We start from the raw sequence: 13,924 nt of genomic DNA on the forward strand, positions 1-13,924 counted from the left end.
GTGGCGCTTTGAATGAAAAATTTGTTGTCAATGGAAGCATTAACCGTCCATGAAATCGAGCATTTATTAGAGCAGGCGGCACAGTTTAAGCACGGAAAAAAAGCAACTTTGAAAGAACAAGCTTTTGCAGTAAATATGTTTTTTGAACCAAGTACTAGAACGCATACGAGTTTTGAAGTAGCAGAGAAAAAGTTAGGAGTAGAGGTTGTGTCCTTTGACGCAGCAACTTCTAGCATGACAAAGGGCGAAACGCTTTACGACACACTGTTAACTATGGAAGCTGTTGGAGTAAATGTAGCAGTTATCAGACATTCTGAAGAAAACTACTATGCCGGACTTGATAAATTAAATATTGCTATCGTAAACGGCGGAGATGGCTGCGGGGAACATCCGAGTCAATCACTACTAGACTTATTCACGATAAAAGAACAATTTGGGACTTTTCAAGATTTAAAAGTAGCGATTGCTGGCGATATAAGGCACAGCAGGGTAGCGAACTCAAATATGAAAGTATTAAAAAGACTTGGGGCGAAGTTGTTTTTCTCCGGACCGAGAGAATGGTTTGATGAAAGCTACTTAGAATACGGCACTTACTTACCCGTCGATGAGATTGTTGAAAAAGTCGATGTGATGATGCTGTTGCGTGTACAACATGAGCGACATAGTGGAACAGAACAATTCACAAAAGCAAGTTATCACGAAAAATTTGGACTTACTGTTGAACGGGCAGCGAAATTAAAACAGGATGCAATCATCATGCACCCAAGCCCCGTGAACCGCGACGTTGAAATTGCTGATAGCTTAGTTGAAAGCGAAAAATCACGCATTGTTACGCAAATGACAAATGGCGTTTTTATAAGAATGGCAATTTTGGAATCAATTTTAAAAGAACAGGAAATGAGGGCGAAAGTATGTACGTATTAAAAAATGGTCAAGTGTTAAATGAATCAGGCGAACTAGAGAACAAAGATGTACTTATTCAAAACGGCAAAGTCAACTTGATTGCAGATTCGATTGAAGTAACAAGTGGCGAAGAATTTGATGCAACTGGAAAACTAATCGCACCAGGCTTTATCGATGTTCACGTACATCTTCGCGAACCAGGCGGAGAACATAAAGAAACCATTTTGACAGGAACAAAAGCAGCAGCACGCGGAGGTTATACCACGATTTGTTCGATGCCTAATACAAAACCTGTTCCAGATTCCAAAGAAGTAATGAACAGTTTACAAGCAAAAATTAAAGAAACAGCAGAAGTTCGAGTGTTACCATACGCATCCATTACAACGAGTCTTGGAACGGACGAGCTAGTAGATTTTGAAGCTTTAAAAGAAGCTGGAGCATTTGCTTTTACAGATGATGGCGTGGGCGTACAGCTAGCCGGAACAATGTATGAGGCAATGAAACGAGCAGCAGCACTAGATATGGCAATCGTTGCTCACTGTGAAGACAACTCGCTAATTTACGGCGGAGTGGTCCATGACGGGATTTTTGCAGAAAAAGAAGGACTTAAAGGCATTCCAAACATTGCAGAATCGGTTCAAATCGCGCGTGATGTTTTACTCGCAGAAGCAGCCGGCTGTCACTATCATGTTTGCCATATTTCGACTAAAGAATCTGTTCGAGTGGTACGTGATGCAAAACGAGCGGGTATCCGTGTCACAGCAGAAGTTTCGCCACATCACTTGATACTCGACGAAGAGGACATTCCGGGAAATGACGGCAACTGGAAAATGAATCCACCACTTCGCAGCAAAGAAGATCGCGCAGCACTTTTAGAAGGATTACTAGATGGAACGATTGATTTTATCGCAACTGACCACGCACCACACGCAGCGGAAGAAAAAAATGTCCCAATGGAGCAAGCCGCATTCGGTATTGTTGGTTTAGAAACGGCTTTCCCACTGCTATACACCCATTTTGTCAAAACGAACGAATGGACACTAAAACAATTAATCGACTGGATGACAGTGAAGCCAGCAGAGTGCTTTAAACTCCCATACGGAAAACTAGAAGAAGGCGCAGTAGCAGATATTGTCGTACTTGATTTAGAAAAAGAAGCAACTATTGATCCAGCTACTTTTTACTCAAAAGGAAAAAATACACCATTTGTTGGAGAAACGTGCATCGGCTGGTCGGTAGCAACGTTTGCAGAAGGAGAACTTGTATACAATGAGGGGGAAATCAAATGACAAAGCGAATTTTAATGCTAGAAGATGGCAATTACTTTATCGGTGATGCAATTGGTAGTGAAAAAGAAACAATCGGTGAAGTTGTTTTTAATACGGGAATGACTGGCTACCAAGAAACAATCACAGACCCTTCATATTATGGGCAAATTATCACTTTTACGTATCCACTTGTTGGAAACTACGGCGTAAACCGCGATGATTTTGAATCCATTAATCCAGCTGTTAAAGGAGTCGTTGTGCGTGAAGCTGCAGAATATCCATCCAACTGGCGCAACCAAATTACTTTAAACGAATTTTTAAAAGAAAAAGGTATTCCTGGAATCGCGGGAATTGATACACGTAAATTAACGAAATTAATTCGTAAAGAAGGTACACTAAAAGGAATTTTATCAGCAGCAACAGCAGACAAAGAAGAATTGCTACACCATCTTCGTTCTGTACGCTTACCAGTTGACCAAGTACATGAAGTATCTTCGGCTAAAGCTTTTGCAAGTCCTGGCGACGGTAAACGAGTTGTGCTTGTGGATTATGGTGTGAAAAGTTCGATTTTAAGAGAACTGAATAAACGTAATTGTTATGTGACGGTTGTTCCTTATAATACAACTGCTGAAGAAATCCTTGCCATGCATCCAGATGGCGTGATGTTATCAAACGGACCTGGTGACCCGAAAGACGTACCTGAAGCACTAGAAATGATTCGTGGTATTCAAGGTAAACTGCCATTGTTTGGAATCTGCTTAGGGCACCAACTATTTGCACTAGCGAACGGAGCAGATACGTTCAAATTGAAGTTCGGTCATCGTGGCGCGAATCATCCAGTAAAAGAATTAGCAACTGGCCGCGTTGACTTCACTGCGCAAAATCACGGTTATGCGGTAGAGAAGGAATCACTTATCGGCACTGATTTAAAAGTAACGCACATTGAATTAAACGATGAAACAGTGGAAGGCCTTGCACATAAGGAATACCAAGCTTATACCGTACAATATCATCCAGAAGCAAACCCAGGTCCAAGTGACGTTAACTACTTGTTTGACGAATTTATGGAAATGATGAATGTGAAAGAGGAGGGTGAATTACATGCCTAAACGTGACGATATAAAAACAATTCTTGTAATCGGCTCTGGCCCGATTGTTATTGGACAAGCAGCGGAGTTTGACTATGCGGGAACTCAAGCTTGCTTAAGCTTAAAAGAAGAAGGTTATCGGGTAGTATTAGTGAACTCGAATCCAGCGACGATTATGACAGACGCAGAAATGGCTGACAAAGTATACATTGAGCCAATTACACTTGATTTTGTATCGCGCATCATTCGTAAAGAACGTCCGGATGCCATTTTACCTACGCTTGGAGGACAAACGGGGTTAAACATGGCGATGGAACTTTCAGCTGCGGGAATTTTGGATGAATGTAATGTGGAAGTACTTGGAACCGATTTGACAGCGATAAAAAAAGCGGAAGACCGGGAAGCTTTCCGTGATTTGATGAATGAATTAGGTGAACCAGTACCAGAAAGCGATATTATCCACAATTTAGACGAAGCATATACTTTTGTAGAACGAATTGGCTACCCGGTTATCGTTCGCCCGGCTTATACGTTAGGTGGTTCTGGCGGCGGGATATGCCATAATGAACAAGAATTAATTGAGACAGTAACTAGCGGATTAAAATTAAGCCCAGTAACTCAGTGCTTACTAGAAAAAAGTATCGCTGGATTTAAAGAAGTAGAATATGAAGTAATGCGTGATGCGAACAATAACGCGATGGTTGTTTGTAACATGGAAAATATTGACCCAGTTGGCATACATACAGGCGATTCGATTGTAGTTGCACCAAGTCAAACTCTTTCCGACCGCGAATACCAACTGTTGCGCGATGTTTCATTAAAGATTATCCGCGCACTGGAAATTGAAGGTGGCTGTAATGTTCAGCTAGCACTTGATCCGGATAGTTACAACTACTATGTAATCGAAGTAAACCCGCGTGTGAGTCGTTCATCCGCACTTGCCTCGAAAGCAACTGGTTACCCGATTGCAAAACTAGCAGCGAAAATCGCAGTTGGCTTAACACTAGATGAAGTTAGAAATCCAGTAACAGGAACAACATACGCACATTTTGAACCAACGCTAGATTATGTTGTTGCGAAAATCCCACGGTTTGCTTTTGATAAGTTCGAACAAGCGGATCGTCGCCTTGGCACACAAATGAAAGCAACTGGGGAAGTTATGGCAATCGGTCGTTCATGGGAAGAAGCCCTTCTAAAAGCAGTACGTTCCCTTGAAATCGGTGCTGACCATTTATTACTAGAAGAAGCTGAAAATGCTGACGCGGAAACATTAGAACGCAAAATTTGTTTCCCAGAAGATGATCGCTTATTCTTCTTAGCAGCAGCATTACGCCGCGGTCAAACAATTGAACAACTACACGCGAAAACAAAAATAGATTTATTCTTCCTATACAAATTAAGTAAAACGATCGAACTAGAAAATCGCTTGAAAGAAAACCCGCAAAACGAAGAAATTTTAGCAGAAGCGAAACGAGCAGGTTTTTCTGACGCGTTTATCGCCACTTGCTGGAATATCGACGAACAAGCAATATACGACTTACGAAAAGCGCAAAATCTTTTCCCAGTATATAAAATGGTGGATACATGTGCGGCCGAATTTGAGTCCACTACGCCATACTTCTATAGCACCTATGAAGATGAAAATGAGTCGATACGCTCAAGTAAAGAAAGCGTAATTGTGCTTGGCTCTGGTCCGATTCGAATTGGGCAAGGGGTAGAATTTGACTACGCAACAGTACATTCCGTATGGGCAATTCAACAAGCCGGTTACGAGGCGATTATCATCAACAATAACCCGGAAACAGTCTCTACCGACTTTAGTATATCGGACAAACTGTACTTTGAACCACTTACTTTAGAAGATGTTATGCATGTAATCGAAATCGAACAACCACTTGGCGTTGTCGTACAATTCGGTGGACAAACTGCCATTAACTTAGCAGATGGTCTTGCGAAACGAGGCGTTAAAATTCTTGGTACAAGCTTAGAAGATACCGACCGTGCAGAAAACCGCGACGCTTTTGAAAAAGCATTAGAAATCTTACAAATCCCACAACCAGCTGGAAAAACAGCCACTTCCGTAGAAGAAGCAATCAAAGTAGCAACGGATATTGGCTACCCAGTCTTAGTGCGACCATCTTATGTACTTGGTGGACGGGCAATGGAAATTGTAGAATCTGAAGAAGCGTTAAAACATTATATGACAAATGCAGTAAAAGTTAATCCGAAACATCCTGTGTTAGTCGATCGTTATGTTAGCGGTCAAGAAGTAGAAGTCGACGCAATCAGCGACGGCGAAAATGTATTAATCCCTGGAATCATGGAACACATTGAACGTGCCGGTGTCCATTCTGGTGACTCGATTGCCGTATATCCAGCACAACGTTTAAGCGAACAGGTGAAAAATACAATTGTAGATTATACCACCAGACTTGCAACCGGCTTAAACATTATCGGTATGCTTAACATCCAGTATGTTGTTGACGGTGAAGAAGTTTTCGTTATCGAAGTAAACCCTCGCTCAAGCCGGACAGCACCATTTTTAAGTAAAATCACGGAAATCCCAATGGCGAATGTGGCAACAAGAGTTATTTTAGGAGAAAACTTGATTGACCTTGGTTACACACCGGGACTTGCACCAGAAAAACAAGAAATTTTTGTGAAAGTACCCGTGTTCTCCTTCGCGAAATTGCGTAGCGTTGATACATCACTTGGACCTGAAATGAAATCAACCGGGGAAGTTATGGGGAAAGACGTTACGCTTGAAAAAGCGCTCTATAAAGGCTTTGTAGCAAGTGGAACTACGATGCATGATTATGGGACAGTACTTCTAACAGTTGCTGACCGTGATAAAGAAGAAGCAGTTGAACTAGCTAAGAGATTTAATCGCATTGGTTTCACTATCATGGCGACAAAAGGAACAGCGAGCACACTAGAAGAAGCAGAAATCCCAGTTTCACAAGTGAAAAAAATTGGTGAAAATCAAGAAACATTAATTGATTACATTCGAAACGGCCAAGTAACGCTCGTAGTGAACACTTTAACTACAGGTAAACGTCCAGAACGTGATGGTTTCCAAATTCGTCGTGAATCTGTCGAAAATGGCATTCCAGTTTGTACGTCGCTTGATACAGCAGAAGCAATCTTGCGTGTACTTGAATCACGCTCCTTCGAACTAGAATCAATGAATGCCAGTGAAGTTAAGCAACCTAAAGCACGCGTATAAATAGAAGAAACGGGGTGGAACCGTGTTACAGACGGAAATGAAAGTCATTCAGCAAACCGAAATTGCAGATAAAGTATACGAATTAATCTTATCAGGCGAATGTGTAGCCGACATGTCACCGGGGCAGTTTTTAATGCTAAAACCAAGTCGCTCTGATTTATTAATGAGACGACCGATCAGTATTTGTTCTTATGATAAAACGGCAAAAACATGCATTCTCTTATACCGGGTAGAAGGAGATGGGACTAAAGATTTTAGTAGTCTTTCAGAAGGGGATTCTATCGATGTGTTAGGTCCGCTTGGAAAAGGTTTTGATCTAAATACTACTCCGGCACCAAAAACCGCTCTTTTAATCGGGGGTGGAATTGGTGTCCCTCCAATGTATCAACTTGGTAAAGAGCTAGCTGATAAAGGCGTACAAGTCACGTTTGTAAACGGGTTCCAATCTGAAAAAGACAGTTTTTATGAAAAAGAAATGACAGAATACGGCACTGTGCATATTGCGACAGTCGATGGGTCATACGGAACACAAGGCTTTGTCACAGATATTACGAAAGATTTTCCAGAAGAGCCAGACGTTATCTATAGTTGCGGACCAAAAGCGATGTTACAAGCTGTGAAAGCAAGTTTTCCAGAAACAAAAACATATCTTTCTTTAGAAGAACGAATGGCTTGTGGAATAGGAGCTTGCTATGCATGTGTTTGTCCAAAAGCTGGGGATGCGAAGAAGCAATTTAAAGTGTGCGAGGATGGCCCAGTATTTCGTGCAGATGAGGTGAGTTTATGAATCGATTAGCGGTAGAAATTCCAGGATTATCCTTAAAAAATCCGATTATGCCAGCATCTGGGTGTTTTGGATTCGGACAAGAATATAGCAAATACTATGATTTAAATGAACTTGGTGCAATCATGGCAAAAGCAGTCACACCAGAACCTAGACTTGGAAATCCCACACCACGAGTAGCAGAAACCGCGAGTGGAATGCTTAATGCAATTGGCTTACAGAATCCTGGTCTGGAACATGTTTTAGCCCATGAATTACCATTTTTAGAGCAATTTGAAACGCCGATTATTGCTAATGTAGCGGGTGCGACGGAGGACGATTATGTTCAAGTCTGTTCCCGAATCGGGGAATCAAAAGCAGTAAAAGCAATCGAACTCAATATTTCTTGCCCAAATGTGAAACACGGCGGCATTGCTTTTGGAACAGATCCGGAAGTAGCACACCGTTTAACAAAAGCCGTGAAAAGTGTCGCAAGTGTGCCAGTTTATGTAAAATTATCACCGAATGTAGCGGATATTGTTTCCATCGCGCAAGCAATTGAAGCAGCGGGGGCAGATGGACTAACGATGATTAATACGTTACTCGGTATGCGTATTGATTTAAAAACTAGAAAACCAGTCATCGCTAATGGTACAGGTGGGCTTTCAGGACCAGCGATTAAACCAGTTGCTATCCGGATGATTCATCAAGTTCGTGCTGTAAGTAATATTCCTATCATCGGCATGGGCGGCGTGCAAACCGTTGATGACGTGCTAGAATTCTTAATTGCTGGGGCAGATGCTGTCGCAGTTGGAACGATGAACTTTACAGATCCCTTTATTTGCCCAAAATTAATTACCGAACTGCCAAAACGAATGGACGAACTCGGCATTTCTTCTTTACAAGAACTTAAAAAGGAGCTACTAAACCAATGAATAAACCAATTATCGCGCTAGATTTTCAAACTTACCAAGAAGTAGAGGCTTTTTTAGCCCAGTTTTCCGGAGAATCTTTATCCGTAAAAGTCGGTATGGAACTTTTTTATACTAACGGTCCAGCCATTGTTGAAAAAATAAAGCAACAAAATCATGCTATTTTTCTAGATTTGAAACTCCACGATATTCCAAATACGGTCAAAAGTGCGATGATTGGTTTGGCAAAACTAGGTGTTGATATGGTGAATGTACATGCATCAGGCGGAAAGAAAATGATGGAAGCTGCTCGTGAAGGTCTAGAAATAGGTTCAACAAGTGGCAAACGACCAAAACTTATCGCAGTGACACAACTTACTAGTACAAGTGAAACCGACATGCAAAAGGAACAATTAGTAAAGGCTAGTCTCCTTGAATCAGTGCTACATTACAGTGACTTAACCAAACAAGCAGGGCTAGATGGTGTTGTCTGCTCAGCACTCGAAGCAGACGAAATTAAACTACAAAATGGTTCTGACTTTTTACGCGTAACGCCAGGTATTCGATTAGCAAGTGATGCGACAGACGATCAAATCCGCGTCGTAACACCTAAAAAAGCTCGTTCGATTGGATCATCAAATATCGTCGTTGGTCGCTCTATCACTCGAGCAAACGACCCAGTAGCAGCATATAATCAAGTTTTGAAGGAGTGGAATGCATGAGTATTGAAAAACAAGTTGCGGAACAATTATTAGAAATTAAAGCGGTATTTTTAAAACCAAACGAGCCATTCACTTGGGCTTCCGGCATTAAATCACCTATTTACTGTGATAATCGTCTAACATTAGGCTTTCCAAAAGTTCGTCAATTTATCGCTAAATCGTTAGCAGAAAAAATCAAAGAAAATTTTGGCGAAGTAGATGTTGTAGCAGGAACCGCAACGGCAGGAATCCCGCACGCCGCTTGGGTAAGCGATTTACTAGATTTACCAATGGTCTACGTACGTTCAAAAGCAAAAGAACATGGCAAAGGGAACCAAATCGAAGGGCCACTTACGAAAGGTCAAAAAGTAGTTGTGATTGAAGATTTGATTTCAACAGGTGGAAGTTCGCTTAAAGCAGTTGAGGCTTTAGAGGAAGCCGGAGCAGAAGTACTAGGAATCGCAGCCATCTTTACATATGGATTAGATAAAGGTAAAAAACTACTTGAAGAATCTGATACAAAACTAGTAACTTTAACAAATTATGACGAACTGATTGAAGTCGCTTTAAATAAAAATTACGTTACTACTGAAGATATGGCAACCTTGAAAGAATGGAAGAAAAACCCAGAAACTTGGGGAAAATAAAAAAAACAGCTCACCGATAGAGGTGAGCTTTTTTTTATTAATATACTTTATAACTTTCACCCGTTTGTGCACCAAAAACACTTTTTTCAAACGCACGGGCAACTTTTGCGGCAGGAACTGGGAGGAAACCTTCGAAAAATGGTTCGAGTTTATCCCAAGATTCTTCTAGTACATTCGGGCTCACTGTATTAATCCGAATTCCGCGTGGCATTTCAATCGCCGCAGATTTTGCAAAAGCAGTTACTGCACCGTTAGCCATGGCAGCGGAAGCCCCTTGAACGATTGGATCTTCCATCATAATTCCAGTCGTAAGTGTAAAGCTTCCTTTATCATTTAATGAGTCAATTCCTAGTAAAACGAGATTAATTTGCCCACCTAATTTACTACTAATTGTCACGGCATTTTTCTCTGGAGTTAATTCCGTTAAAGGTGAAAAAGTGGCGCTCCCAGTTGCTGAAACAATCGCGTCTACCTTACCCACTTGTTCGTACATTTTTTTTATACTATCAATATTTGTTATATCCACGGTAACATCACCACTATGTCTACCAGCAGTAATCACTTCGGCTTTTTTCTCCAAACGTTCTTTCACCGCAGAACCAAGCGTACCTGAAGCGCCAATTAATAAAATTTTCATTTGTCTATCATCCTTCCAATAAAAAAGTAAAGTCAGTATAATATCTACCCTAAATTTGAAAGAAAAAACGGCTCCGCGAGGGAACCGTTAATTTTTCAGCGCTAAAACAAGTGTTTCATCTGGTGTGACAAAATATGTTGTTTGATTATCGTAAATAACATAACCAGGTTTAGCGCCATTTGGTTTTTTAACGTGTTTTACAAGTGTGCCGTCGACTGGGACAGTTGCTGAAAGACGCGCTTTGGAGTAGTAGGCGGCAATCATCGCTGCCTCTGTAATAGAAGTCTCATCCGGATTATTTGACTGAATCACGACATGCGAACCGGGTAAATCCTTCACGTGGAACCAATATTCATTATTTCGAGCTAATTTATTCGTTAAATAATCATTTTGTTTATTATTTTTCCCAACTAAAATTGATAAGCCGGTCGAAGAAGTATATTTTTCTGGTGTGGGTAAAGTAGCTTTTTTACGGCTGCCTTTTTTCTGTTTGTAACGAAGATAGCCTTGTTCAGCTAGTTCTTGGCGAATTTCTTCCACATCTTCTGGACCGGAAGTTTCTAGTTGGGCTTCAACGGACTCTAAATAAGAAATTTCTTCTTTAGTAAGTACGATTTGCTCTTTTACTACTTCGACGGCGTTACGTAATTTTTGATAACGACTAAAGTAACTTTGCGCATTGGCAGAGGGCGTTTTTCTAGAGTCTAGCGGGATCGTCATTTTTTTCATATCATCATAAAAATTTTCGACGGTAATTTCTTCCATTCCGCGCTCCATTAAATGTAAATTGGCTGTTAGAAGCTCACCTTGGATACGATAAACGTCCGCTTTTTCTGTTTCAAGTAAGGTGTTTTCGAGTTTTTCGATTTTCAGCCTACTTCTAGCGAGTTCATTGGAAATCAGTTTTTCCAAATCATGTGCAAATTGGTGAACACGGTCACGACGCGCTTTGCCGATATAAAAATGATCTAAAAGGGCGCTTAAATTAGCGAATTCAGTTGTCACAGCATCAACATGACGGAGCGGGAAGAAATAATAATCTTCCTTATTTTGGATCCGCCATTCGTTTGGAATAGCGGTACTTCCTAAATGCTCATTCACTAACCTAATCACTTCAAAAAAGGCAGAAACAAGCGAGTCGGCTGTTAAATTTCCAGCACGGAAAACAATTTCTCGAGCGAGTAATGGACTAAATCCCGCAAAATTTTGTACGAGTTGTTTGTCGATTCGACCTGCCGTAAAATCAAGTCTATCCAGAATTTGCTCCGAATTGACCTCGAATGGGTTCAGTTTATCGGTTGCAGGCGGTAACACATAAGTCGCCCCCGGTAAAAGTGTCCGGTAACTATTTTGTGCTGGAGAAACGTGTTTAATACAATCGACAATCACATTTTTCGCACGATCGACAAGGGTAATATTACTGTGGCGCCCCATAATTTCCACAAATAAATCGCAAAAACGGTTTTCGCCAATATCATCTTTCCCGCGAATACTAAATTGTAAAATCCGTTCATTAGGAAGTTGCGTGATAGACTCAATAATTGCTCCTTCTAAATATTTCCGGAGTAACATACAAAACATTGGTGGTGTTGCTGGGTTTTCTGGAATATCATCTGTCCACTGAATTCGGGCATAGCTAGGGTGCGAAGAAATTAGCAGACGTTTATTTTCACGGTTTTTTCGAATATATAAAACAAGTTCATGCGAAAATGGTTGGTGGATTTTCATAATACGACCACTTTCACCATGTTCCGCAAGTTCTTCTGTCATTGCTTTTAAAAACATTGCATCAAACGCCATTAGTTATTCATTCCTTTTTTGAGTTAGTTACTTTCTATTTTAACATACATTCCGAAAATGTATTGTATGCATGAAGTAGCTTTGGTATAATAAGAAGTCAGAACAAATTTCAAGTAATCTTAGAGGAAACTTTAAGTTATGAAAGGTGTCTTGCCAAATGGTGAAAAGCATGACGGGATTTGGGCGTGCGACGAAAGAATTTGAAGCGTTCAAAGTAACCATTGAATTAAAAGCAGTCAACCACCGCTACTCCGAATTTCTTTTTCGGATGCCAAAACAACTTGCTTATTTAGAAGGAAAATTAAAAAAGACGATAAGTAAGCAAATCAAACGTGGTAGAATTGAATGTTTCTTTTCCATCACAGGAGAGCAAATTTCAAAACGTGAACTACATATTGATTGGGACCTCGCAGACAGCTATTACCGTTTTATCAAACAAGCAAGCGCTCGATATGAATTACAAGAATTACCTACAATGACCGATTTACTTCAAGAACAAGCCTATCTTTCTATTGAGGAAGAAGTGGAAGCAAGTAGCGAGCTAGAGCGACTAGTTTTAGATACACTTGCCCGCGCAACCGAGCGACTGGATGAGATGAGAAGTATGGAAGGAGCAGAATTACTGCTATATTTCAAACAACATCTTACAGCACTCGAGACAAGTTTGGAAATCATTCAAGCCGAAATTCCAAATACAGAAAAACATTATCAAGAAAAAATTGAAACTCGCTTACAAAACGTTGTGGGCGACCAATTTGATCCTAGTATCGTTCTTACAGAAGTCGCAATGCTACTTGAAAAGGCAGATATTAACGAAGAAGTCGAACGAACTAAGAGCCATTTAAAGCAATTTTATGGTATTATTTTACTCGAAGAACCAATTGGACGGAAGCTGGATTTTCTTATCCAAGAAATGAACCGCGAAATCAATACCATTGGATCCAAAGCAAGTTCTCTAAAAATCACCGAACAAGTGGTTGAAATGAAAACGACGCTAGAGAAAATTCGGGAACAAGTGCAAAATGTGGAATGATATGCAGGAGGGGAAATGATGACAGAAAGAGGACTGTTAATTGTACTTTCAGGTCCATCTGGAGTAGGTAAGGGAACTGTTCGGGAAGCTGTTTTTAAAGATCCGGAAACAAGTTTTGATTATTCTATTTCCATGACAACGCGTCTTCCTCGTGAAGGCGAACAAGACGGTGTCGATTATTATTTTCGTTCACGAGAAGTGTTTGAACAAGCTATCAAAGACGGAAAAATGTTAGAATATGCAGAGTACGTCGGTAACTATTACGGCACTCCGCTTGAATATGTCGAGGAAAAACTAGCCGCTGGGATAGACATTTTTCTCGAAATTGAAGTACAAGGAGCAATGCAAGTTCGAAAAGCGATGCCAGAAGGAATTTTCATTTTCTTAACGCCACCAGATTTATCCGAACTTAAAAACCGGATTATCGGGCGCGGTACAGAATCGATGGAAGTTGTCGAGGAACGCATGGAAACAGCTAAGAAAGAAATTGAAATGATGGCGTCTTATGATTATGCTGTGGTGAATGATGTCGTATCAAAAGCCGTACAAAAAATCAAAGGCATTGTCGAAACAGAACACTTAAAAACCGAGCGAGTAATTCATCGCTACAAAAAAATGTTGGAGGGATTACAATGATGTTATATCCATCAATTGATAATTTATTGCTAAAAATCGACTCAAAATATTCGTTAGTTACTGTGGCTGCTAAACGTGCGCGCTACATGCAATTAGAAAACGATAAAGGTGTATTACCAAGCTACCAATCTGATAAATTTGTTGGTAAAGCGTTAGAAGAAATTCACGCTGGAAAATTAGTTTTACAAAACGACGAGAAATAAGCCTAACTGCTCCGCTTCATTGCGGGGCTTTTTTGTTAGTTAGACTCATCATAAAAATAAGCAGAAATCTAGTTTCTTCATGGTTTTGTCCTGCCTTAATTTAAGGTA

At 40.5% G+C, this 13,924-nt stretch carries 12 protein-coding genes and 1 pseudogene; 11 read left to right on the plus strand and 2 right to left on the minus strand.

Features of this window, described 5'->3' with window-relative positions; all coding sequences use genetic code 11:
* Positions 1-12 precede the first annotated feature (12 nt).
* The 8 genes and pseudogenes from OC533_RS13730 (at position 13) to pyrE (ending at position 9,507) form a co-directional block, all read left to right on the plus strand.
* The gene (locus OC533_RS13730) at positions 13-924 is read left to right on the plus strand and encodes an aspartate carbamoyltransferase catalytic subunit (RefSeq protein ID WP_185311793.1); all 912 of its coding nucleotides are present in this window, start codon (positions 13-15) and stop codon (positions 922-924) included.
* Positions 912-2,192, plus strand: coding sequence for a dihydroorotase (locus tag OC533_RS13735; protein WP_194323725.1), 1,281 nt, complete (start codon positions 912-914; stop codon positions 2,190-2,192). Before OC533_RS13730 ends, OC533_RS13735 begins: the two co-directional genes overlap by 13 nt.
* Positions 2,189-3,280 carry a carbamoyl phosphate synthase small subunit gene (locus tag OC533_RS13740; RefSeq protein ID WP_003762963.1) on the plus strand — a complete coding sequence of 364 codons (1,092 nt, stop codon included), beginning with the start codon at positions 2,189-2,191 and terminating at the stop codon, positions 3,278-3,280. Before OC533_RS13735 ends, OC533_RS13740 begins: the two co-directional genes overlap by 4 nt.
* Positions 3,273-6,485: a carbamoyl-phosphate synthase large subunit gene (gene carB / locus OC533_RS13745; RefSeq protein WP_003767460.1), complete on the plus strand. Its 3,213-nt coding sequence runs from the start codon at positions 3,273-3,275 to the stop codon at positions 6,483-6,485. The genes OC533_RS13740 and carB overlap by 8 nt, the downstream gene beginning before the upstream one ends.
* 19 nt (positions 6,486-6,504) lie before the next feature.
* Positions 6,505-7,272: pseudogene (locus OC533_RS13750) on the plus strand (dihydroorotate dehydrogenase electron transfer subunit); the annotation flags it as partial.
* Positions 7,269-8,183 carry a dihydroorotate dehydrogenase gene (locus tag OC533_RS13755; RefSeq protein ID WP_033532933.1) on the plus strand — a complete coding sequence of 305 codons (915 nt, stop codon included), beginning with the start codon at positions 7,269-7,271 and terminating at the stop codon, positions 8,181-8,183. The pseudogene OC533_RS13750 and the gene OC533_RS13755, both read left to right, overlap by 4 nt.
* Positions 8,180-8,881 (plus strand): orotidine-5'-phosphate decarboxylase, encoded by a 702-nt coding sequence (gene pyrF / locus OC533_RS13760; RefSeq protein WP_194323727.1) that lies wholly within the window; start codon positions 8,180-8,182, stop codon positions 8,879-8,881. Before OC533_RS13755 ends, pyrF begins: the two co-directional genes overlap by 4 nt.
* Positions 8,878-9,507 (plus strand): orotate phosphoribosyltransferase, encoded by a 630-nt coding sequence (gene pyrE, locus OC533_RS13765; protein ID WP_194323729.1) that lies wholly within the window; start codon positions 8,878-8,880, stop codon positions 9,505-9,507. Before pyrF ends, pyrE begins: the two co-directional genes overlap by 4 nt.
* Positions 9,508-9,544: 37 nt before the next feature.
* Here the strand turns inward: pyrE and OC533_RS13770 are convergent, their stop codons facing one another.
* On the minus strand, positions 9,545-10,144 hold the full coding sequence (locus tag OC533_RS13770) for a short chain dehydrogenase (protein ID WP_003769304.1): 600 nt from the start codon (positions 10,142-10,144) through the stop codon (positions 9,545-9,547).
* Positions 10,145-10,231: 87 nt separating this feature from the next.
* Positions 10,232-11,944, minus strand: a complete 1,713-nt coding sequence (gene fbpA, locus OC533_RS13775) for an Rqc2 family fibronectin-binding protein FbpA (protein WP_070753662.1) — start codon at positions 11,942-11,944, stop codon at positions 10,232-10,234.
* A 157-nt stretch (positions 11,945-12,101) separates the two neighbouring features.
* Here fbpA and OC533_RS13780 point away from each other — a divergent pair, with 157 nt between their 5' ends.
* The 3 genes from OC533_RS13780 to rpoZ are packed head-to-tail and all read left to right on the plus strand — an operon-like array spanning position 12,102 to position 13,816.
* On the plus strand, positions 12,102-12,977 hold the full coding sequence (locus OC533_RS13780) for a YicC/YloC family endoribonuclease (RefSeq protein WP_003762948.1): 876 nt from the start codon (positions 12,102-12,104) through the stop codon (positions 12,975-12,977).
* Between the two features lie 18 nt (positions 12,978-12,995).
* Positions 12,996-13,613 carry a guanylate kinase gene (gmk, locus tag OC533_RS13785; protein WP_010991026.1) on the plus strand — a complete coding sequence of 206 codons (618 nt, stop codon included), beginning with the start codon at positions 12,996-12,998 and terminating at the stop codon, positions 13,611-13,613.
* A complete protein-coding gene (gene rpoZ / locus OC533_RS13790; RefSeq protein ID WP_003762944.1) occupies positions 13,613-13,816 on the plus strand; it encodes a DNA-directed RNA polymerase subunit omega in 204 nt (67 codons plus the stop codon). The genes gmk and rpoZ overlap by 1 nt, the downstream gene beginning before the upstream one ends.
* The last annotated feature ends 108 nt before the right edge of the window (positions 13,817-13,924 follow it).

This window comes from Listeria sp. Marseille-Q6474 (assembly GCF_946902005.1).
In the GTDB taxonomy this organism is placed as follows: Bacteria; Bacillota; Bacilli; order Lactobacillales; family Listeriaceae; genus Listeria; species Listeria innocua.

Coding starts and splice junctions, on each gene's coding strand:
- OC533_RS13730 (WP_185311793.1), top strand. CDS start 13: ATGAAAAATTTGTTGTCAATGGAAGCATTAACCGTCCATGAAATCGAG.
- carB (WP_003767460.1), top strand. CDS start 3,273: ATGCCTAAACGTGACGATATAAAAACAATTCTTGTAATCGGCTCTGGC.
- pyrE (WP_194323729.1), top strand. CDS start 8,878: ATGAGTATTGAAAAACAAGTTGCGGAACAATTATTAGAAATTAAAGCG.
- pyrF (WP_194323727.1), top strand. CDS start 8,180: ATGAATAAACCAATTATCGCGCTAGATTTTCAAACTTACCAAGAAGTA.
- OC533_RS13755 (WP_033532933.1), top strand. CDS start 7,269: ATGAATCGATTAGCGGTAGAAATTCCAGGATTATCCTTAAAAAATCCG.
- fbpA (WP_070753662.1), bottom strand. CDS start 11,944: ATGGCGTTTGATGCAATGTTTTTAAAAGCAATGACAGAAGAACTTGCG.
- rpoZ (WP_003762944.1), top strand. CDS start 13,613: ATGTTATATCCATCAATTGATAATTTATTGCTAAAAATCGACTCAAAA.
- OC533_RS13735 (WP_194323725.1), top strand. CDS start 912: ATGTACGTATTAAAAAATGGTCAAGTGTTAAATGAATCAGGCGAACTA.
- OC533_RS13780 (WP_003762948.1), top strand. CDS start 12,102: ATGGTGAAAAGCATGACGGGATTTGGGCGTGCGACGAAAGAATTTGAA.
- OC533_RS13740 (WP_003762963.1), top strand. CDS start 2,189: ATGACAAAGCGAATTTTAATGCTAGAAGATGGCAATTACTTTATCGGT.
- gmk (WP_010991026.1), top strand. CDS start 12,996: ATGACAGAAAGAGGACTGTTAATTGTACTTTCAGGTCCATCTGGAGTA.
- OC533_RS13770 (WP_003769304.1), bottom strand. CDS start 10,144: ATGAAAATTTTATTAATTGGCGCTTCAGGTACGCTTGGTTCTGCGGTG.